This window comes from Sporichthya sp. (assembly GCF_013815995.1).
GTDB lineage: Bacteria > Actinomycetota > Actinomycetes > Sporichthyales > Sporichthyaceae > Sporichthya.
Genome location: NZ_JACDFE010000056.1, coordinates 1 through 20,026 on the forward strand (window position 1 = coordinate 1; position 20,026 = coordinate 20,026).

The 20,026-nt window shown below is 70.0% G+C and carries 19 protein-coding genes, 1 pseudogene and 1 riboswitch; of the genes and pseudogenes, 3 read left to right on the plus strand and 17 right to left on the minus strand.

Going from position 1 to position 20,026, the window contains the following annotated elements:
* From H0X00_RS08630 to H0X00_RS08670, 9 genes and pseudogenes are all read right to left on the minus strand, one after another.
* Window positions 1–357, minus strand: a 357-nt coding sequence (locus H0X00_RS08630) for a hypothetical protein (protein ID WP_293769074.1), incomplete at its 3' end; no start/stop codon positions are given.
* A 90-nt stretch (window positions 358–447) separates the two neighbouring features.
* Window positions 448–993: a GNAT family N-acetyltransferase gene (locus H0X00_RS08635; protein ID WP_293769076.1), complete on the minus strand. Its 546-nt coding sequence runs from the start codon at window positions 991–993 to the stop codon at window positions 448–450.
* A gap of 22 nt (window positions 994–1,015) precedes the next feature.
* A complete protein-coding gene (locus H0X00_RS08640; RefSeq protein ID WP_293769078.1) occupies window positions 1,016–1,882 on the minus strand; it encodes a DUF4081 domain-containing GNAT family N-acetyltransferase in 867 nt (288 codons plus the stop codon).
* Between the two features lie 26 nt (window positions 1,883–1,908).
* On the minus strand, window positions 1,909–3,063 hold the full coding sequence (ispG, locus tag H0X00_RS08645) for a flavodoxin-dependent (E)-4-hydroxy-3-methylbut-2-enyl-diphosphate synthase (protein ID WP_293769080.1): 1,155 nt from the start codon (window positions 3,061–3,063) through the stop codon (window positions 1,909–1,911).
* Window positions 3,064–3,073: 10 nt separating this feature from the next.
* The gene (locus H0X00_RS08650; protein WP_293769082.1) at window positions 3,074–4,288 is read right to left on the minus strand and encodes a site-2 protease family protein; all 1,215 of its coding nucleotides are present in this window, start codon (window positions 4,286–4,288) and stop codon (window positions 3,074–3,076) included.
* Complete coding sequence (dxr, locus tag H0X00_RS08655) at window positions 4,282–5,520, minus strand: 1-deoxy-D-xylulose-5-phosphate reductoisomerase (RefSeq protein ID WP_293769084.1); 1,239 nt, start codon at window positions 5,518–5,520, stop codon at window positions 4,282–4,284. Before dxr ends, H0X00_RS08650 begins: the two co-directional genes overlap by 7 nt.
* Window positions 5,521–5,554: 34 nt before the next feature.
* Entirely contained in the window at window positions 5,555–6,568 is a 1,014-nt protein-coding gene (locus tag H0X00_RS08660) for an META domain-containing protein (RefSeq protein ID WP_293769086.1), read from the minus strand.
* A 128-nt stretch (window positions 6,569–6,696) separates the two neighbouring features.
* Window positions 6,697–8,160, minus strand: coding sequence for an NAD-dependent succinate-semialdehyde dehydrogenase (locus tag H0X00_RS08665; protein ID WP_293769088.1), 1,464 nt, complete (start codon window positions 8,158–8,160; stop codon window positions 6,697–6,699).
* 32 nt (window positions 8,161–8,192) lie between these two features.
* A pseudogene (locus tag H0X00_RS08670) lies at window positions 8,193–8,321 on the minus strand (aldehyde dehydrogenase family protein); the annotation flags it as partial.
* Between H0X00_RS08670 and H0X00_RS08675 the strand changes: the two are divergent.
* Window positions 8,319–8,495 (plus strand): hypothetical protein, encoded by a 177-nt coding sequence (locus H0X00_RS08675; RefSeq protein ID WP_293769092.1) that lies wholly within the window; start codon window positions 8,319–8,321, stop codon window positions 8,493–8,495. The pseudogene H0X00_RS08670 and the gene H0X00_RS08675 overlap by 3 nt on opposite strands.
* A gap of 5 nt (window positions 8,496–8,500) precedes the next feature.
* On the opposite strand, the gene H0X00_RS08680 is transcribed toward H0X00_RS08675, so the two are convergent.
* On the minus strand, window positions 8,501–10,381 hold the full coding sequence (locus H0X00_RS08680; protein ID WP_293769094.1) for a propionyl-CoA synthetase: 1,881 nt from the start codon (window positions 10,379–10,381) through the stop codon (window positions 8,501–8,503).
* 150 nt (window positions 10,382–10,531) lie between these two features.
* On the opposite strand from H0X00_RS08680, the gene H0X00_RS08685 reads away from it, so the two are divergent.
* Entirely contained in the window at window positions 10,532–12,238 is a 1,707-nt protein-coding gene (locus tag H0X00_RS08685; RefSeq protein ID WP_293769096.1) for a long-chain fatty acid--CoA ligase, read from the plus strand.
* Window positions 12,239–12,273: 35 nt separating this feature from the next.
* Here the strand turns inward: H0X00_RS08685 and H0X00_RS08690 are convergent, their stop codons facing one another.
* Together H0X00_RS08690 and rlmN are read right to left on the minus strand one after the other, a co-directional pair.
* The gene (locus H0X00_RS08690; RefSeq protein WP_293769098.1) at window positions 12,274–12,855 is read right to left on the minus strand and encodes a suppressor of fused domain protein; all 582 of its coding nucleotides are present in this window, start codon (window positions 12,853–12,855) and stop codon (window positions 12,274–12,276) included.
* Entirely contained in the window at window positions 12,852–13,991 is a 1,140-nt protein-coding gene (gene rlmN, locus H0X00_RS08695) for a 23S rRNA (adenine(2503)-C(2))-methyltransferase RlmN (RefSeq protein ID WP_293769100.1), read from the minus strand. Before rlmN ends, H0X00_RS08690 begins: the two co-directional genes overlap by 4 nt.
* A 53-nt stretch (window positions 13,992–14,044) precedes the next feature.
* A riboswitch (ZMP/ZTP riboswitch) is annotated at window positions 14,045–14,129 on the plus strand.
* 36 nt (window positions 14,130–14,165) lie between these two features.
* On the opposite strand from rlmN, the gene glyA reads away from it, so the two are divergent.
* On the plus strand, window positions 14,166–15,422 hold the full coding sequence (gene glyA / locus H0X00_RS08700; RefSeq protein WP_293769102.1) for a serine hydroxymethyltransferase: 1,257 nt from the start codon (window positions 14,166–14,168) through the stop codon (window positions 15,420–15,422).
* Here the strand turns inward: glyA and H0X00_RS08705 are convergent.
* The 5 genes from H0X00_RS08705 to rpsB form a co-directional block, all read right to left on the minus strand.
* Window positions 15,419–16,276: a phosphatidate cytidylyltransferase gene (locus tag H0X00_RS08705; RefSeq protein WP_293769104.1), complete on the minus strand. Its 858-nt coding sequence runs from the start codon at window positions 16,274–16,276 to the stop codon at window positions 15,419–15,421. The two genes, glyA and H0X00_RS08705, sit on opposite strands and share 4 nt — an antisense overlap.
* Window positions 16,277–16,303: 27 nt before the next feature.
* Window positions 16,304–16,861: a ribosome recycling factor gene (gene frr, locus H0X00_RS08710; RefSeq protein WP_293769106.1), complete on the minus strand. Its 558-nt coding sequence runs from the start codon at window positions 16,859–16,861 to the stop codon at window positions 16,304–16,306.
* Between the two features lie 36 nt (window positions 16,862–16,897).
* Window positions 16,898–17,596: a UMP kinase gene (gene pyrH / locus H0X00_RS08715; protein ID WP_367186510.1), complete on the minus strand. Its 699-nt coding sequence runs from the start codon at window positions 17,594–17,596 to the stop codon at window positions 16,898–16,900.
* A gap of 91 nt (window positions 17,597–17,687) precedes the next feature.
* Entirely contained in the window at window positions 17,688–18,509 is an 822-nt protein-coding gene (tsf, locus tag H0X00_RS08720) for a translation elongation factor Ts (protein WP_293769110.1), read from the minus strand.
* Window positions 18,510–18,634: 125 nt separating this feature from the next.
* On the minus strand, window positions 18,635–19,540 hold the full coding sequence (gene rpsB / locus H0X00_RS08725) for a 30S ribosomal protein S2 (RefSeq protein ID WP_293769112.1): 906 nt from the start codon (window positions 19,538–19,540) through the stop codon (window positions 18,635–18,637).
* Window positions 19,541–20,026: the final 486 nt, after the last annotated feature.

Consider the following 20,026-nt stretch of genomic DNA (forward strand, 5'->3'; position numbering starts at 1 on the left):
CGCCGGGCCGGTCGCCAGGTTGACGGCCTTCGGGTGCTTCTCGGCCCACCAGGACCCGATCCAGTCCCCCAGGTAGACGCCGACCACCGGGTAGACGATGAGCACGACGGCCCCGAACCCGTCCTCCTGGGAGAGCCGGATCACCACGGTCGGCCACCCGATCGCGACCGCCCACAGGATCGGTACCGAGGGCCGGATCAGCCCGAACGGCAACGACCCCGCGATCAGCAGGATCCCGAGCAGATAGGAGTTCGGGGTGTCGTCGATCAGCGGCACCCCGGCGATGAGCAGGCCGACCGAGGCCGCCGCCACCCACAGCAGGGCGAGCATCGTCTTGGGGTTCATGTTCCCGCGCACGGAATCTCCCACCTCGGACCGCTTTGGTGCCCTTAAATCTCGGCTCAGCCTAAGCGCGGAAGGCACGGGGCGGGGCCAACCCCGCCCATGTCATGCCGAGCGAGCCGGGTCGACCTGGCGCACCGAGAGGGGCAACGGGGCCGCCATCAGGGCGTATCCCTGCGAGGAGGTACCGAACCGGAACCCGGTGATCAGGTCGACGAAGCCCAGGCCCGCGTACAGCCGCCGGGCCCGGGTGTCCCCGTCGTAGGTGGACAGCAATGCGGTGGGGTTCTCCACCCTGGACAGCAGCCTGGTGAGCAGCGCCAGGCCCAGTCCGTGGCCGTGGTACTCCGGGCGCACGTGCAGTTCGGTGACCGCGTACGGATCGGAGATCCAGGGCGCGTACCCGGCGGCCCGCAGCGAGGGGCTGATCTGGTCGAACCACCACTGCCCGGTCCGACAGGCCGCGCCGTAGGCGAAGCCGATCAGGGCCGTCTCGTCGAAGGCGCCGAAGGCGCGGAAGCCGGGGTGGGCGGCGTGCCGGGCGTAGACCGCGACCCGGTCCGGCGACACCGGCCCGAGGGCGGCCGACTGCACCGCGGCGGCGTGGACCGCGAACTCGCGCAGGTCCAGGTGCGCGATGGTGATCACCACCGGTCGGCCTCCAGTCCGAACGTCAGAACAGCACCGAGGCGAACGTACCGACCTGACGGAACCCGACGCGACGGTATGTGGCCAGCGCCGCGGTGTTGAAGTCATTGACGTACAGGCTGACGGTCGGGGCGACGTACCCGCGGGCCAGGTCGACGACGGCCGCAACCCCGGGGGCGGCGATCCCCTGACCACGGCGCCCCGGGTCCACCCAGACCCCCTGCACCTGGCAGACCGCGGGGGTGGCGGCACCGATCTCGGCCTTGAACACGACCGCGTCGTTCTCGATCCGGGCGAAGGCGCGCCCGGAGTCGACCAGCTCGGCGATGCGGCACCGGTAGAGCAGCCCGCCGTCCCCGCCGAGCGGAGAGATGCCGACCTCCTCGGTGAACATCGCCACACAGGCCGGCATCACCGTGTCGAGTTGGCCCCGCGCGACCGCCCTGACCGCGGGGTCGGGCCGCACGGCGGGATCGGGAGCTCCGACTGCCATCAGCGGCTGACTGCGGCGGACCTCCCGGGCGGGACCCCAGACCGGCGCCAGTCGCTCCCACAACGGCAGCACCGCGTCGGCCGGACCGACGATCGAGGAACATCGGCGGGTGGAGCGGGCGGCCCGGGTGGCGTAGGCCTCGACGGCGGCGGCGTCGGCCTCGACCGGAACCACGTTCGCGCCGACGTAAAGCAGGGAGCGCAGCGTTCCGTCGACCGAGTAGCCCCAGACCTCGGCGCCGCCGCGGGTGGGAACCAGCCCGCCGTTCTGCAGCCGGGAGAGCACGAAGACGTTGGCGACCGGGTCCCGCTCGGCCAGCCGCACCGCGGCGGGCAGGTCGGCGAGGGTCAGGACACGGAGTTCGGTGGTGTCCAGCGACCCCTCGACCGGAACTGACACCCGAACTCCTTCCGTGACCGGTCCGTTCAGGAGACCGAGACGACAGGTTCGCCGGCGCTCGCGCCGTCGGCCGACATCTGTTCGGCCAGGCGCATGGCCTCCTCGATCAGAGTCTCGACGATCTGGTGCTCGGGCACGGTCTTGATGACCTCGCCCTTGACGAAGATCTGTCCCTTGCCATTGCCGGAGGCCACGCCGAGATCGGCCTCGCGTGCCTCGCCCGGGCCGTTGACGACGCACCCCATCACCGCGACCCGCAACGGCACCTCCAGCCCCTCGAGGCCGGCGGTCACCTGCTCGGCCAGGGTGTAGACGTCGACCTGGGCGCGGCCGCAGGACGGGCAGGACACGATCTCCAGGCCCCGTTCCCGCAGCCCGAGCGACTCCAGGATCTGGTTGCCGACCTTGACCTCTTCGACCGGAGGCGCGGACAGCGAGACCCGGATGGTGTCGCCGATGCCCTGCGAGAGCAGCGCACCGAACGCGACCGCGGACTTGATCGTGCCCTGGAAGGCCGGCCCGGCCTCGGTCACGCCGAGGTGCAGCGGGTAGTCGCAGGCGGCAGCCAGTTGCCGGTAGGCGTTGACCATGACGACGGGGTCGTTGTGCTTGACCGAGATCTTCACATCGTGGAAGTCGTGCTCGGCGAAGAGCGAGGCCTCCCACAGGGCGGATTCGACCAGCGCCTCCGGAGTGGCCTTGCCGTACTTGGCGAGCAGGCGCGGGTCCAGCGAGCCGGCGTTGACCCCGATCCGGATCGAGATGCCGGCGTCCTTCGCCGCCCTGGCGATCTCGCCGACCTTGTCGTCGAACTTCTTGATGTTGCCCGGGTTCACCCGGACCCCGGCGCACCCGGCGTCGATCGCGGCGAAGACGTACTTGGGCTGGAAGTGGATGTCGGCGATCACCGGGATCTGCGACTTCGTGGCGATCGCAGCGAGCGCGTCCGCGTCGTCCTGCGACGGGCAGGCGACCCGTACGATCTGGCAGCCGGCGGCGGTCAGCTCGGCGATCTGCTGCAGCGTGGCGTTGACGTCGGCCGTGAGCGTGGTGCACATCGACTGCACGGACACCGGGGCGTCGCCGCCGACCAGGACGTCACCGACCCGGATCTGGCGGGACTTCCGGCGCTCGGCCAACTTCAGTGGCGGCAGCGCCGGCATACCCAGAGAGACGTTCACGGCTACGAAACTAGCTGAGGGTGATGGGGTTGACGATGTCGGCAGCCAGCAGCAGCAGCGTCAGCGCGCCGAGGAAGACCACGAAGACGTAGGTCAGCGGCAGCAACTTGGAGATGTCGACCCGCCCGGGATCCGGCCGGCCGAACAGCTTGAACAGCCGGCGCTTGATCGCCTCGTAGGTGGTGACGGCCATGTGGCCGCCGTCCAGCGGCAACAGCGGCACGGCGTTGAACAGGGCCAGGAAGATGTTCAGCCCGCCCACGTTGAGCAGCACCAGCGAGATCCGCTCGGTGGCCGAGGCGCCGTCCAGGTTGACCAGTTCCCCGGACACCCGGGCCGCGCCGACGACGCCGGAAAGGCCTTCCTTGTCGCGCTCGTCGCCCTTGATCGCGCCGAAGATCTCACCGACCTTGTCCGGCAGGTCCTTGACCAGAGTTCCGGCCGCCTCGACCACGTCCCACATCAGGTGCACCGAGCGGTCGCTCGCCGCGATCGGCCCGTCGTGGGCGGTGTCGTAGGCCGGTCCCACGCCCAGCACCCCGACCGTCACGGTCTTGGTGGGGTCGTCGAGGTCGGCCCGCTCCCGCGTCGTCAGGTTGGCAGTCAGGTTCAGCAGCGTGCCGTCGCGGACCACGCTGATCGCGACCGGACCGGTGCCGGCCTCGCGGATCAGCCGGGACGTGGTCGTCCAGTCGCTGACCGGGTTCGCGCCGACCGCGATGATCCGGTCCCCCACCGCAAGGCCGATCGCCTTCGCCGGGGACGGCGCGTCCGCGGAGCCGCACTCGCTGGTGGTCGCGGTCTGGGCCGGGATGCACTCGGAGACCGACTGAACCGTGGTGTTCGGGGTGTAGGTGCCGATGCCCATGAACGCGATCACGAACAACGCGAAGCCGATGATCACGTGCAGGATCACGCCGGCGCCGAGCACGAGGAGCTTCTGCGGTGCCGGATAGCGGTAGAACGCGCGCTCCCGATCGGCCTCGTCGAGCTCTTCGAGGTCGGTCATCCCGACGATCTTGCAATAGCCGCCGGCCGGGATGGCCTTGAGTCCGTACTCGGTCTCACCGCGGCGGAAGGACCACAACTTCGGGCCGAAGCCGACGAAGTACTCGGTGACCTTCATCTTGAAAATCTTGGCGGTCACGCAGTGACCGAACTCGTGGATCGCCACCGAACCGAGCAGCAGCACCACGAACAGCACGACCCCGAACAAGGTCAGCATGCAGGCCCGTTACCCGGTGACACCGTTCCCCCAAGCAGTTCCGCGACCCGTCCCCTGGCCCAGGACTCCGCGCCGAGCACGTGGTCCAGGGTGAGCGTTCCGTCGCGCCCCATCACCCCGTGGTCGGAGTGGTCGGACACCACGGCTGCGACCGTATCCACAATCGCTGTGAAGCGCAGGGAACCCGCCAGGAACGCCGACACGCACTCCTCGTTGGCAGCGTTGAACACCGCAGGGGCGGTCCCCCCGGTCCGGCCGCACTCCCGGGCCAGTTCCACCGCCGGGAACGCCGTGGTGTCCAGCGGGGCGAACTCCCAGGTCGCAGCGCTGGTCCAGTCGCAGGCGGCGGCTGCTCCGGGCACCCGGTCCGGCCAGGCCAGGGCGAGCGCGATCGGCAGGCGCATGTCAGGCGGCGAGGCCTGCGCGATTGTCGAACCGTCGCAGAACGTGACCATCGAATGGACGATCGACTGCGGGTGGACGACGACCTCGATCCGGTCGAAATCGATCCCGAACAGCAGGTGGGCCTCGATCAGTTCCAGGCCCTTGTTGACCAGGGTCGCGGAATTGATCGTGACCACCGGGCCCATGTCCCAGGTCGGGTGGGCCAGCGCCTCGGCGACCGTGACGTTCTCCAGTTCGGGGCGGGCCCAGCCCCGGAAGGGCCCGCCGCTGGCGGTCAGGACCAGCTTCGCGACCTCCCGGGCGCTGCCGCCACGCAGGCACTGGGCCAGCGCGGAGTGCTCGGAGTCCACCGGCACGATCTGCCCCTCGGCTGCGGCCGCGGTCACCAGCGGCCCGCCGACGATGAGGGACTCCTTGTTGGCCAGCGCGAGCGTCCGGCCCGCGTTCAGCGCGGCCAGCGTCGGCGCCAGCCCGACCGAACCCGTCATCCCGTTGAGGACCACGTCGGCCGGCCACGCGGCGAGCTCGGACTGGGAGTCCGGGCCGGCCAGGATCTTCGGGATCCGGAACTCCCCCGCGCTGAAGCCGCGGGCCTTGGCCTCGGCATAGAAAGCCAGCTGCAGGTCCTGCGCGGCACCGGCGCGGGCCACCGCGACGACGTCCACCCCGAACTCCAGCGCCTGGGCGGCCAGCAGCTCGACGTTCGCGCCGCCCGCCCCGAGGCCGACCACCCGGAACCGGTCCGGGTCGTGCCGGACCACGTCCAGGGCCTGGGTGCCGATGGAGCCGGTCGATCCGAGGATGACCAGGTCGCGCGGGGTGCTCACGGCCCCATTGTGTCCCGGCTGTGTCCCGGCAGGCTCAGTAGTCCGGCCCCGGTTCGGCCCCGACGGAGTCGCTCGCCGGGGTGCCCTTGTCGGGCACGTTCAGCGGAAGGTCCTCGGCGACCGCGGGCTCGGTGCCGTCCGGGGTGGTCTTGCAGCACGGCGGGGTCACCGCGGCACCGTCGGACGCACCGTCGGCGGCACCGGTGGGCTCGGTCTTTGCCTGCAGCTGCAGACCGGCGCCGGAGGCGTTGTCGAGGTGCAGGACGTTGTAGTCGATGCTCCACTCGACCTCGCCGGTCAGCACGGACAGCGGGTTCTGCCCCGCCGCGGCGGGGCAGGCCATCTTGGTGGAGGCGATCGGGCCGAAGGTGATGGTGTCGCCGGCGATGGTCGCGGTGCCGTTGAAGCGGTTGCACCCGTCGCTGCCGGAGACCTTGCCGTCGGCGAGCTCCAGGTAGGCGTTCTGCGGGGCCATGCCGGCCGAGACCGCGGCGTTCGGGTCATCCGGGGCGCCCTTCGCCGGGCCCTGGGTCACGTGCGTGACGTCCCACCTGGTGCCTTCAAGCGGCAGGTCCGGCTGCACCTGCTCGCGCGGGCCGAACGCCATCGTGACCTCGGGCGTGTTCAGCTTCAGCGTGGTGCCGTCGTAGGTGAAGGCCGGCTTCGCGGTGAGGAACTCCGCGACGAACTGGTCCTGCTCGTGCCTCCCATCCCCCGGGCAACCCATATCGGTCATCGAGAGCGAGTCGACGACGAGCTTGCCGTCGGTGAACGCGGCCGTCCCGCCCATGGTGTTGCACCCGGCGTTGGCGCTGATCTGACCGTCCCGGAACAGCAGTGAGATCAAAGTGCCCTTGACCAGCTTCGTCGGCTTGCCGCCCTCGGTGACCTCGGTGGACAGGAAGTTCCCGGTCGGGGTCTTGCTGCTGCCGACCCCCGCGCCGTTGCCGCCCGCCGCAGGGTCGCCGGCCTGCTCGGCGGTGTCGTCCCCGCACCCGATCAGACCGACCATCAGCAGCGTGGCCGCCGGCACCATCAGTGCCCGCATTGCCCAGTTCCGTCCGCGCATTTCACCCTCCCCGTCAGCTATCACTCAGAGCCTGGACGGTCGGCGCCCCGAAAACGTTCACCGACCCATTAGGCGTGTCACGCTCAGTGGTTCGTTATCCACAGGGATCAGCCGGGCAGCGCGACGTACTTGGTCTCCAGGTACTCCTCGATCCCGACCGCGCCGCCTTCGCGGCCCAGCCCGGACTGCTTGACCCCGCCGAACGGGGCGGCCGGGTTGGAGACCAGGCCGACGTTGATGCCGACCATGCCGGACTCGAGGCCCTCGGCCACGCGCAGCGCGCGGCTCAGGTCTGCGGTGAAGGCGTAGGCGACCAACCCGAACTCAGTGTCGTTGGCCTCGGCGATCGCCTGCTCGTCCTCGTCGAAGGAGCGGATCGCGGCGACCGGGCCGAAGGTTTCGGCAGCCAGCAGCCGGGCCTCGTCAGGGATGTCGGTGAGCACCGTGGGCTCATAGAAGTAGCCGGGGCCGTCCCCGGCCTTGCCGCCGAGGAGCAGCTTGGCGCCCTTGTCGACGGCGTCGGAAACGAGACCGTCAACCTTGTCGACGGCGGCCTGGTCGATCAGCGGTCCGAGGGTGACACCGTCCTCGGTGCCGCGGCCGGCGACGAGGGCCGCCAGCTTCTCGACGAGACGCTCGGTGAACTCGCCGGCGACGGAGGAGTGGACCAGGAAGCGATTGGCCGAGGTGCAGGCCTGGCCCATGTTGCGCATCTTCGCGATCATCGCGCCCTCGACGGCCTTCTCGACGTCCGCGTCGGCGAAGACCAGGAACGGGGCGTTGCCGCCGAGCTCCATCGAGGTCCGCAGGACCTGCCCCGCCGACAGCTCGATCAGCTTGCTCCCGACCCCGGTCGACCCGGTGAAGGAGAGCTTGCGCAGCCGCGGGTCCCGCAACAGCGGTTCGCTGACCACCGCGGGGTCATGCGCCGTCACGATGTTCAGTACCCCGTTCGGCAGCCCCGCGTCCTGCAGGATCTGACCCAGCATCAGCATCGAGAGCGGGGTCTGCTTGGCGGGCTTCATCACCATGGTGCAACCGGCCGCGATCGCCGGGCCGATCTTGCGGGTGCCCATTGCCAACGGGAAGTTCCAGGGCGTGATCAGCAGACACGGCCCCACCGGCTGCTTGATCGTCAGCAGCCGGAGGTTCCCCGCCGGACTGGTCGCGTAGGTCCCGGAAATCCTCGCGGCCTCCTCGGAGAACCAGCGGAAGAACTCGGCGGCGTAGGTCACCTCCGCCTTGGACTCGGCGACGGGCTTTCCGTGCTCGAGGGTCATCAGCAGCGCGAGGTCGTCGGCCCGCTTGGTCATCGCCTCGAAGGTGGACCGCAGTATCTCGGCGCGGTCGCGCGGCGCGGTGGCCGCCCACTCCGCCTGCACCCCGGCGGCTGCGTCGAGCGCCTCGAGGACGTCGGCCTCGGTCGCGTCGGCCACCGTCCGGAGCTGTTCGCGCGTGGCGGGGTCCTCGACCGCGAACTCGCGATGACCGTTGGCCGGTCCCCACGCGCCGCCGATCAACAACCCGTCCGGCACCGCGTCCAGGACACGCCGTTCCGCTGCCTTACCCATGCGTGCTCCCTACCCGTCGATCACCGCACCACCTACCACTTCACCATGACGTGCTTGAGCTCGGTGTAGGGCTCGACGGCGTAGAGCGACATGTCCTTGCCGAAGCCCGACTGCTTGAACCCGCCGTGCGGCATCTCCGAGACGAGCGGGATGTGGTCGTGATCGTGATCGTGTCGAACACTGCCCGCCTCGTCACCGGGTCGCTGGTGCGCAAGCCTGACGTCGCGTCATTCTTCGCCGGCGGCGCGGCGACGAGCGAGCAGCAGGGCCTGACCCTGCAGCGGTGCGGCGACGTGCCGATCGTCCTGCTGGTCGGGGACCGTCTCGTCACGTAGGACGCCTAACCCTCCTTCTGAAGGATCGGGCGCAGCTTGTCGAGGACCGACGCGTCCTCGATGGTCGAGGGCACCGGCTCGTCCCGCCCGTCGGCGATGCCGCGCATCGTGCGGCGCAGGATCTTGCCGGAGCGCGTCTTCGGCAGGGCAGGCACGATGTCCGCCCGTTTGAACGCGGCCACCGCGCCGATCTCGCTGCGCACCGCCGCGACCAGTTCGGCCGACAGCGTCTCGGGGTCGATCTCGACGCCGGCCTTGAGCACGACGAACCCTCGGGGCACCTGGCCCTTCAGCGAGTCGTTCACCCCGATCACGGCGCACTCGGCGACCGCGGGGTGCGCGGCGAGCACGGCCTCCATCGACCCGGTGGAGAGCCGGTGCCCGGCGACGTTGATGACGTCGTCGGTGCGGCCCAGCACATAGAGATAACCGTCCTCGTCGACGTACCCGCCGTCGCCCGAGAGGTAGTACCCGTCGAACGCGGACAGGTAGGAGCTCACGAAACGCTCGTCGTCGTTCCACAGCGTGGGCAGGCAACCCGGCGGCAGCGGAAGCTTGATACAGATCGCGCCCTCGGTGTTCGCCCCGACCGGTTGTCCCTGCGGGTCGAGCACCTGCACGTCGTAGCCGGGCACCGGCACCGACGGCGAGCCGGCCTTGATCCGCATCGGCTCCAGCCCGCGCAGGTTGGCCGCGATCGGCCACCCGGTCTCGGTCTGCCACCAGTGGTCGATGACCGGGACGCCGGACTTCTCCGTCGCCCAGTGGTAGGTGTCCGGGTCGAGGCGCTCCCCCGCGAGGAACAGCGAGCGCAGCGCGGAGATGTCGTACTGCTCGAGCAGCTTGGCGTCCGGGTCCTCCTTCTTGATCGCCCGGAAGACCGTCGGCGCGGTGAAGAGCGTGACCGCCCTGTGCTCGGCGATGACGCGCCAGAACGCCCCCGCGTCCGGGGTCCCGACCGGCTTGCCCTCGTAGAGGATCGTCGTCGCGCCCAGCAGCAGCGGCGCGTAGACGATGTAGGAGTGCCCGACCACCCAGCCGACGTCGGAGGCGGTCCACCACACCTCGCCGGGCTCGAGGCCGAAGATGTTGCGGATCGACCACATCAACGCCACGGCGTGCCCGCCGTTGTCGCGCACGATCCCCTTCGGCTTCCCGGTCGTGCCCGAGGTGTAGAGGATGTAGAGCGGGTCGTTCGCGCCGACCGGGACGCAGTCGACGGGCTCCGCGGCGGCCATCGCCTCGTGCCAGTCGACATCGCCGGGACCCATCTCGGCCCGCTCCTGCTCGCGCTGCAGCACGACGCAGGCGTCGGGCTTGTGCTCGGCGATCGCGCCGGCCGCGACGATCATCGGCTTGTAGGGCACGACGCGGGTCGGCTCGATCCCGCAGGAGGCGGCCACCACGACCTTCGGCTGCGCGTCGTCGATGCGCACGGCGAGCTCGCGGGGGGCGAAGCCGCCGAAGACCACCGAATGCACGGCTCCGATCCGGGCGCAGGCCAGCATCGCGATCACGGCCTCGGGGACCATCGGCATGTAGATGACGACCCGGTCGCCCTTCTCCACGCCCAGATTGCGCAGCACGCCACCGAAGCGGGCGACCTGGTCGAGCAGTTCGGCGTAAGTGAAGCGGGCCTGCGTTCCGGTGACCGGGCTGTCGTAGATGAGGGCGGTCTGGTCCCCGCGGCCGGCGTCGACGTGCCGGTCCAACGCGTTGTGACAGGTGTTCAGCTCCCCGTCGGGAAACCAGCGAACGAAGGGCGCGTTGCTGTTGTCCAGCACGGTGGCCGGGGCCCGCGTCCAGTCGACGGCCCTCGCAGCGTCGGCCCAGAAGCCGGTCGGATCGTCAAGGCTGCGGCGGAACTGCTCTGCGTAAGGACCCATGCGGTCATCCTTACCCGCCCCGGGGGCCGCGACCAGGCTCGGGCCGCCTTTCGACGGGGAACCCCGGAGGTGTCCGGACCCGTTGGAGAGATGGATCGCCGAGCCCGGACCTGGTTGGCTCGGGCCGTCAGCCCACCTGCGGAGGTTCCGTTGTCCCGGATCTACACCAGCGACCGCCCCATCCAGACCGGCGTCCCGGCGCTGGAGGCCCGCACCGTCTGCGAGGCGTTCCAGCTGACGGCGGCCGCGCACGCCGACCGGGTCGCGCTGCGCACCCCGGACGACTCGGTCTCCCTCACCTTCGCCGAGTACAGCGACCGGGTCCGGCGGATCGCCGCCGGCCTGGCCGCCCTCGGGGTGCGGCGCGGCGACACGGTCGCGCTGATGATGGTGAACCGGCCCGAGTTCAATCTCGTCGACATGGCCGCGCTGCACCTGGGCGCGATCCCGTTCTCGGTCTACAACTCCTCCTCTCCCGAACAGATCGAGTACCTGTTCTCCAATGCGGAGAACACCGTCGCGGTCACCGAGGCGCGCTTCCTGGAGACTGTCCGCAAGGCCGGGCCGCAGCTGGCGAACATCGTCTGCATCGACGGTGGCGACGGCGGCACGCTGTCGCTGGACGAGCTGATGGCCCGCGGCGACGCAGACTTCGACTTCGAGGCCGCGTGGCGCGCGGTGCAGCCGGACGACGTCCTGACCCTGATCTACACCTCGGGCACCACCGGCCCACCGAAGGGCGTCCAGCTCACCCACGCCGGGATGATCGCGGAGAACCGCGGCTGCTCACCGTTCCTGCCCGGCCATGCGGACGCCTCGGTCGTGTCCTACCTGCCGAGCGCCCACATCGCCGACCGGTGGTCCCAGCACTACTACGCGTCGGTGACCTTGGGCGCCACCGTCACCTGCATCACCGACATGGCGGCGCTGATCCCCGGCCTGATCTCCTCCCGGCCCACGATCTGGGGCGGGGTGCCCCGGGTCTTCGAGAAGATCATGGCCGCGCTCCAGGCTCAGGGCCTGACCGACCCGGCCGCGCTGCCGGAGGAGGTCCGCGCGGGCGCCCGAGCCAAGATCGGCCTCGACCGCGTGCAGTGGTCGATCTGCGGCGCCGCCCCGATCGCGGTGGAGGTGCTGGAGTACTTCGGCGCGCTCGGGCTGCCGATCCAGGAGCTCTGGGGCATGTCCGAGACCTCCTGCTGCCTGACGATCAATCCGATCGAGGACCTCCGACCCGGCAGCGTCGGGCAGATCGTGCCCGGCATGGAGTTCCGGATCGCCGAGGACGGGGAGGCTCTCGTGCGTGGCCCGCTGGTGATGAGCGGCTATCGCAACGACCCGGAGCGCACCGCCGAGACCATCGACACCGAGGGCTGGCTGCACACCGGCGACGTGTGCGTGATCGACGACGACGGCTACATCACGATCGTGGACCGCAAGAAGGAACTGATCATCAACGCGGGCGGCAAGAACATGTCGCCGGCCAACATCGAACAGCGACTCAAGGCTTCGCACGCCCTGATCGGCCAGGCGGTGTGCATCGGCGACGGCCGGCGCTACAACACCGCTCTGCTCGTGCTGGATCCCGACGCCGCGGCCGCCTACGCCAAGGCGGCCGGGCTTCCGGACTCCAGGGCCGCGACCGTGGCTGCCGACCCGGCGGTCCACGAGATCGTGGCCAATGCCGTGGAGGCCGCGAACGAGCGGCTCTCCCGCGTCGAGCAGATCAAGAAGTTCCACCTGCTCGACGTGGACTGGCTGCCGGGCGGGGACGAGCTCACCCCGACCATGAAGCTCAAGCGCAAGCCGATCGCGGCCAAGTACGCGGCCCAGATCGAGGCCCTCTACGAGGCCTGAACCATAAGGCGTGTCACGCCTTTTGGTTCGCGAAGTCAGACGGCGGAGTGGCGGGCGGGGTCGGCGAAGTTGACCCCGACCTCCTCGAAGCGCGCCTCGAGGGCCTCGATGCCGTCGAGGGCGACCATGGCCGCCTCGCCCGCGGTGATCGGCATCAACCACAGCACCCGGGCGACGTTGTTCTGGCCGCGGAACTTCCAACGGCAGTGCTCCAGCTCAGGCCCGTACGGGTAGGGCAGCGTGACCAGTAGTCGGTCACACTCCGACCCCGGCAGCCACGGCCCGTCGAGCTGGACCACCGAGCCGCGGTCCAGCCGGCCGTCCGGGTGCCCGCAGTGCGCGATGGCTGCCGCGGCGAGCGAGCCCAGGTGGGCGACGTCCGGCTCGCGCGCCGCGAACACGAACTCGCAGCCCACGCCCAGGCTCTGCACCGCCTCCCAGCAGCCGAGGGTCAGGTAGCTGACCACGTCGACCCGCTTGCCGGCCGTCACCTCGAGCATCCGCAGGCCCGGCACCCGATCGGTCACCGCGCTCGGCGGGTCCATCTCGAAGACGGTGTGGCTGCGCCCGAAGTAGTCCGTGTAGTGCTTCCCGATCAGCTCGGACGGGGTCTTCACGAGAGCTGCTCTTCCGGATCAAGGAGATCCGCGGCGGCCAGCTGGCCGCAGGCGCCGTCGATCTCCCGGCCGCGGGTGTCCCGGACGGTGACCGGCACCCCGGCGGTCTCGAGGCGGCGCACGAAGGCCTTCTCGTCCCGGGATCGGGAGGCGGTCCACTGCGAGCCGGGCGTGGGGTTGAGCGGGATCAAGTTGACGTGCACCCAGGCGCCGGGACCGGCGAAGGCAAGTACCCGGGCCAGTTCGTCGGCCCGCCACGCCTGGTCGTTGATATCGCGGATCATCGCGTACTCGATCGAGACCCGGCGGCCGGTCTTCACGAAGTACTCGTGCGCGGCGGCCACCACCTCGCCGACCGGGTACCGGGTGTTGATCGGGACCAGGGTGTCGCGCAGTTCGTCGTCCGGCGCGTGCAGCGACACCGCCAGCGTGACGCCCAGCCCGGAGTTGGTCAGCTTCGCTATGCCGGGCACCAGCCCGACGGTGGAGACCGTCACCGAGCGCCGGGACAGCCCGAGCCCGTCCGGGGTCGGGTCGATCAGGCGGGCGACGGCGGCCGCGGTGGCGTTGTAGTTCGCCAGCGGCTCCCCCATCCCCATGAACACGATGTTGGACACGCGGCCGGGCCCGCCGGCGACCTCGCCGCGGTCCAGCGCTCTCGATGCGGCCACAACCTGATCGACGATCTCGGCGGTCGACATGTTCCGCGTGAGCCCGGCCTGTCCGGTCGCGCAGAACGGGCAGTTCATCCCGCAGCCCGCCTGGGAGGAGACGCAGACCGTCACCCGGTCGGGGTACCGCATCAGCACGCTCTCCACCAGGGCGCCGTCGAACAGGCGCCAGAGAGTCTTGCGGGTGGTGCCGGCGTCGCACTCGATGTCGCGGACCGGGGTGAGCAGCCGCGGGAACAGCGCCGCTGCCAGCGCCTCCCGGTGCTTTGCCGGGAAGTCGGTCCAGGTGGTCGGGTCGTCGCTGTGGTGGGTGAAGTAGTGCGTGGACAGCTGAGCTGCGCGGAAGCCCTTATGGCCCAGTTCCTCCACGGCGGCCCGGCGCTCGGCGGGAGCGAGGTCGGCCAGGTGCCGCGGCGGCTTCGCGCGGCGCGGGGCGACCAGGGTGAGCTCACCGGGGACAGGCATGTGCTGCCCATTCTCGCAGCACCGACGCAGGGCGCGGTCACCGAACGCGGTACCGTCGGGTATCGCGACTGGCGCATTCAGGCGGAGCTCACCGCCGGGGAGCATGCAGCTGCGGGGCCGTGCGCCTGGGCTCCGCGACCACCGAGGTGTGCCCGACCGGCACAGGAGGACCCCGTGGCCAACGACCCCGCGCTGAGCGTCACCGACCCGCAACTCGCCGAACTGATCGCGGCCGAGGAACGCCGCCAGGCCGACACGATCAAGCTGATCCCGTCGGAGAACTACGTCTCCAAGGCAGTTCTGCAGGCCACCGGGACGGTGCTGACCAACAAGTACTCCGAGGGCTACGCCGGCAAGCGGTACTACGAGGGTCAGCAGTTCATCGACCAGATCGAGACCCTGGCCGTCGACCGGGCCAAGGCCTTGTTCGGCGTCGACCACGCCAACGTGCAGCCGTACTCCGGCTCCCCCGCGAACCTGGCCATCTACCTGGCCTTCCTCAAGCCGGGCGAGAAGGTCCTCGGCATGGCGCTGCCAATGGGCGGGCATCTCACCCACGGCTGGTCGGTCTCGGCCACCGGCACCTGGTTCACCAGCGTCAAGTACGGCGTGCGCCAGGACACCGGCCTGATCGACATGGACGAGGTGCGCGACATCGCCCTCGCCGAGCGCCCGAAGCTGATCTTCTGCGGCGGAACGGCGGTCCCCCGCACGATCGACTTCCCTGCCTTCGCGGCCATCGCCAAGGAGATCGGCGCCGTCCTGGCCGCCGACATCGCGCACATCGCCGGCCTGATCGCCGGCGGCGCGCACCCCTCCCCGGTCGGGCACGCCGACGTCATCTCCACCACGACCCACAAGACCCTGCGTGGGCCCCGCGGCGCGATGCTGATGTCCACCGAGGAGCACGCCAAGGCGATCGACAAGGCGGTCTTCCCGGGCCTGCAGGGCGGCCCGCACAACCACACCACCGCCGGCATCGCCGTGGCCCTGAAGGAGGCCTCGACCGAGGACTTCAAGGCCTACGCCGCGCAGATCGTCACCAACGCCAAGGCCCTCGCCGAGGGTCTCGCGTCCCGCGGGTTCGACCTGGTCTCCGGCGGCACCGACAACCACCTGGTGCTGATCGACCTGACCAGCAAGGACATCGCGGGCAAGCCGGCCGCGCAGGCGCTGGACCGGGCCGGTCTGGAGACGAACTACAACACCGTCCCCTACGACACCCGCAAGCCGTTCGACCCCTCCGGCGTCCGCATCGGCACCCCCGCGGTCACCTCCCGCGGCATGGGCCCGGCCGAGATGGACGCCATCGCCGGCTGGTTCGACGAGGTCGTCGAGGCCGCCAAGAAGGGCGACGAGCAGACCATCGAGCGCGTCCGCAAGGAGGTCGTCGAGCTGACGGCGTCCTTCCCCGCCCCCGGCCTTTCCTAGCCCGGATCCACCATCCAGGACAGCAGCAGCCAGGCGATCGGCGCGGCGATCAGGAGCGAGTCGAGGCGGTCCATGATGCCGCCGTGGCCGGGCAGCAGGTTGCCCATGTCCTTGACCCCGATGTCGCGCTTGAGTACGGACTCGCCGAGGTCGCCGACGGTCGCGGCGACGGCGAGCGCAAGGCCGAGGAAGGCGCCCTTCCAGGCCGCGTCTTCCATCAGGGTGGCCATGGCGACCGCCCCGCCCGCGGCGCAGGTCAGCAGCGAACCGGCCATGCCCTCCCAGGACTTCTTGGGGCTGATCCGCGGCGCCATCGGGTGCTTGCCGAACAGGACCCCGGCCGCAAAACCGCCGACGTCGTTGCAGACCACGACGATGATGAACGTGGCGACCCGCTCGGCTCCGTCATTCGGGGCGGAGGCCATCAGCACCGCGAAGCCCGCCAGGAACGGCAGATAGACGCAGGTGAAGACGCCCGCGGTGACGTCGCGGACGAAGCCGTCCGGGCCCTCGGCCAACCGCCACCCGATGACGCCGAGCACGGTGAGCAGCAGCCCGACCATCAGGGACTCGGTGCCCGCCTCGTAGCCGGCGACCAGCATCGCGACGGTGCCGATCGCGATCGGCACCACCGGGACCCGCACTCCGGTGGTCGCGAGGGCGTTGCTGAACTCCCACAGCGCGATCAGCACCGCGACCGCCACCACGCCGACGAACACGGCGGGCTCGAAGATCAGCGAACAGATGACGATCGAGCCCATGCCGACGCCGACCCCGATGGCCTGGGGCAGGTTGCGCCCGGCCCGGCTCTTCTTCGGCTCGGACGCGGCGTGGTGGTGGGCCGGCGTGGTCACGTCGTCATCGAAACTGTCGGCGGTCGCTCAGACCTCGAGCAGCTCGGCTTCCTTGTGCTTGAGCAGGTCGTCGACGGCGGCGGCGTGCTTGTGCGTCACGTCCTCGAGGTGCTTCTCGCCGCGCTTGACGTCGTCCTCGCCGGCGTCGCCGTCCTTGATCATCTTTTCGAGGGTGTCCTTGGCGTGGCGCCGGATGTTGCGGATCGAGATCTTCGCGTCCTCGGCCTTGGTGCGCGCGACCTTGATGTACTCCTTGCGCCGGTCCTCGGTCAGGATCGGCAGCGCGACGCGGATGATGTTGCCGTCGTTGCTCGGGTTCACCCCGAGGTCGGAGTCGCGGATCGCCTTCTCGATGGCGGCCAGGGAGCCCTTGTCGTACGGGCTCACGATGACCATCCGCGCCTCGGGGGTGGTGAAGGAGGCGAGCTGGTTCACCGGCGTCATGGCGCCGTAGTAGTCGACCACGATCTTGGCGAACATCGCCGGGTTCGCGCGACCGGTCCGAATCGCGGCGAAGTCCTCCTTGGCGACCTCGAGGGCCTTTTCCATCTTCTCCTCGGCCTCGAGAAGGGTGTCGTCGATCATGTCCGCGCTCCTGTCTCGCTGCTGGCCCGTGGAGGGCTAGATCTCGCCGCCGATGAGGGTGCCGATCTTCTCACCCCGGACCGCCCGGCCGATGTTGCCCTCGGCCAGCAGGTCGAAGACGACGATCGGCAGGTCGTTGTCCCGGCACAGGGCGATCGCGGTGGCGTCGGCGACCTTGAGGCCCCGGGCCAAGAACTCCGAATAGGAGAGGTGGTCGAACCGGACCGCCTCCGGGTGCTCATTCGGGTCGGCGTCGTAGACCCCGTCCACGCCCTGCTTGCCCATCAGCACCGCCTGGGCGCCGACCTCCAGCGCCCGTTGCGCGGCGGTGGTGTCGGTGGAGAAGAAGGGCTGGCCGAGGCCCGCACCGAAGATCACGATGCGGCCCTTCTCCAGGTGCCGCACAGCTCGGCGCGGGATGTAGGGCTCGGCGACCTGGCCCATGGTGATCGCGGTCTGGACCCGGGTCTCGACGCCCTGCTTCTCGATGAAGTCCTGCAGCGCCAGGCAGTTCATCACGGTGCCCAGCATGCCCATGTAGTCCGCGCGCCCGCGGTCCATCCCGGCGTGCGAGAGCTCGCGGCCGCGGAAGTAGTTGCCGCCACCGACCACCACGGCGATCTGGACGCCGGTCCGCTGCGCATCAGCTATCTGACGGGCAATCAGACGCACCACCAGCGGGTCGACGCCGATCCCCTTCTCCCCGGCCAGCACCTCGCCGGAGAGTTTGAGCATGACGCGACGGAACGCACCCGCGGAGTTCGGATCGGTGTGCACGCGGGTGCGTCCCTTCGTTCGTTGAAACGGTGGCGGGCCTCCAGCGGGGTCAGGCCCCGCCGACCTCCAGCCGGACGAAGTTCGTCAGGGTCACTCCGGCCTCGTCGAGGACGGCCTTGACCGACTTCTTCTGGTCCTGCACCGACGGCTGCTCCAGCAGGACGACGTCCTTGAAGAAGCCGGTGACCCGACCCTCGATGATCTTGGGCATCGCCGCTTCCGGCTTGCCCTCCTCGCGGGCCGTGGCCTCGACGATGCGACGCTCGTTCTCGACGACGTCGGCCGGGACCAGCTCGCGCGTGAGGTACTGCGCCTTCATGGCCGCGACCTGCATCGCGGCGCCGCGCGCGGCGGCGAGGTCGTCGCCGGTGTACTCGACCAACACGCCGACCTGCGGGGGCAGGTCCGCGCTGCGCTTGTGCATGTAGGTCGCGACCTGGCCCTCGAAGCGGGCCACCTGGCCGAGCTCCAGCTTCTCGCCGATGACCGCGCCGGTGGCGTCGATGGTCTCCTTGACGGTGCGACCGTCGGCGAGCTTCTCCTCCAGCAGCGCCTCGCGGTCGGTGACCTTGTTGGAGTCGACGTGCGCCACGATCGCCGCTGCCAGGTCCTGGAAGTCGGTGTTCTTCGCGACGAAGTCGGTCTCGCAGTTGAGCTCGACGATCGAGTTGCCGGCCGAGGTGACCAGGCCGTTGGAGGCGGTGCGCTCAGCGGCGCGCTTCGCCTGCTTGGCAGCGCCCTTGACGCGCAGGAACTCGATCGCGGTCTCGAGGTCGCCGCTGTTCTCCTCAAGCGCCTTCTTGCAGTCCATCATTCCGGCGCCGGTGAGCTCGCGGAGCTTCTTGACGTCCGCTGCGGTGAAGTCGGCCATCTCTGATGCCGTCCGTTCTTCTCTTCGGTGGTCCTGTGGTGATGTGGATTCAGGTCGTGCGCACGGCCCGCGCGGGGCAGCGATGGCCCTCTCGGACCATCGCTGCCGCGCGGGGTGGGCTTGTTCTAGGCCTCGGCGGCCGGGGCTTCAGCGGCAGGAGCCTCGGCAGCAGGAGCTTCGGCGACCGGCGCCTCAGCGGCAGGCGCCTCAGCAGCAGGAGCCGCAGGAGCCGCAGCGGCCGCAGCGGTCGAGTCGGGCGCGAGCAGCTCGCGCTCCCACTCGGCCAGCGGCTCGTCGGTGCCGAGCTGCCCGTCGGGCTTCTCGTCACCGCGGGACGCACCGGAACGGGCCATCAGGCCCTCGGCGACGGCGTCCGCGAGAACGCGGGTGAGCAGGCTGATCGAGCGGATCGCGTCGTCGTTGCCGGGGATCTTGTAGTCGACCTCGTCGGGGTCGCAGTTGGTGTCGAGGATCGCCACCACCGGGATGTGCAGCTTGCGCGCCTCGCCGACCGCGATGTGCTCCTTCTTCGTGTCGACGATCCACACCGCACTCGGGACGCGGGTCATGTCACGCAGACCACCGAGGGTCTTGGTGAGCTTGTCCTTCTCCCGCTTGAGGAAAAGGAGCTCCTTCTTCGTCATGCCGGAACCGGCGACGTCGTCGAAGTCGAGCTCCTCGAGCTCCTTGAGGCGCTGCAGACGCTTGTAGACCGTCTGGAAGTTGGTCAGCATGCCACCGAGCCAGCGCTGGTTGACGTACGGCATCCCGACGCGCGTCGCCTGCTCGGCGATCGCCTCCTGGGCCTGCTTCTTGGTGCCGATGAACATCACCGTGCCGCCGTGGGCGACGGTGGCCTTGACGAACTCGAACGCGCGGTCGATGTAGGACAGCGACTGCTGCAGGTCGATGATGTAGATGCCATTGCGCTCGGTGAAGATGTAGCGCTTCATCTTCGGGTTCCAGCGGCGAGTCTGGTGCCCGAAGTGGACACCGCTCTCGAGCAGCTGGCGCATCGTGACGACGGCCATGGGTGAATCTCCTCTGCCCGACCGCAGCGCGGTGCGAGCCAACTCGGTTGGTGCCCCGGCCGGTCGGCCGACGCCCTGACGTCCTGGGCGCAACGAACGACCAACGGTCGACCGAGGATGCGCGCACCGGGTCACCGACCGCTTGCGCGGTGAGAATCGCCGGAGGACGTGCGAAGTACGACCCCCTGGGGGATCGCCGCCGGGAAGTCTACCCCCGAGCGGGCGACACCTCTGCACGGGATATCCACAGGCCAGGCCGGGTGCCGCATGATCCACAGGCCGGCCCGCAGTCGAGGCTCCACACCTGCGCTGGAGCCATCCTCCCGGGATGTTCCTGAACCTGACCGCGGCGCTGGCCCTGGCCGCCGGGCTTCCGGCGCCGGCGGACCCCGGAGAGGACTGGCGGGCTCCCGTGGGCGGGCCGGTCCGAGTGATCCGGCCCTTCCTGGCCCCGCCCGGGCCCTACGCGCCGGGCCACCGCGGGGC

Excerpts from the sequence above, each read along its gene's own strand:
- H0X00_RS08660 (WP_293769086.1), bottom strand. The coding sequence starts at position 6,568 with ATGCGGGCACTGATGGTGCCGGCGGCCACGCTGCTGATGGTCGGTCTG.
- H0X00_RS08665 (WP_293769088.1), bottom strand. The coding sequence starts at position 8,160 with ATGGGTAAGGCAGCGGAACGGCGTGTCCTGGACGCGGTGCCGGACGGG.
- frr (WP_293769106.1), bottom strand. The coding sequence starts at position 16,861 with ATGATCGACGACACCCTTCTCGAGGCCGAGGAGAAGATGGAAAAGGCC.
- H0X00_RS08680 (WP_293769094.1), bottom strand. The coding sequence starts at position 10,381 with ATGGGTCCTTACGCAGAGCAGTTCCGCCGCAGCCTTGACGATCCGACC.
- tsf (WP_293769110.1), bottom strand. The coding sequence starts at position 18,509 with ATGGCCGACTTCACCGCAGCGGACGTCAAGAAGCTCCGCGAGCTCACC.
- rlmN (WP_293769100.1), bottom strand. The coding sequence starts at position 13,991 with ATGCCTGTCCCCGGTGAGCTCACCCTGGTCGCCCCGCGCCGCGCGAAG.
- rpsB (WP_293769112.1), bottom strand. The coding sequence starts at position 19,540 with ATGGCCGTCGTCACGATGCGCCAGCTGCTCGAGAGCGGTGTCCACTTC.
- H0X00_RS08650 (WP_293769082.1), bottom strand. The coding sequence starts at position 4,288 with ATGCTGACCTTGTTCGGGGTCGTGCTGTTCGTGGTGCTGCTGCTCGGT.
- pyrH (WP_367186510.1), bottom strand. The coding sequence starts at position 17,596 with ATGCTCAAACTCTCCGGCGAGGTGCTGGCCGGGGAGAAGGGGATCGGC.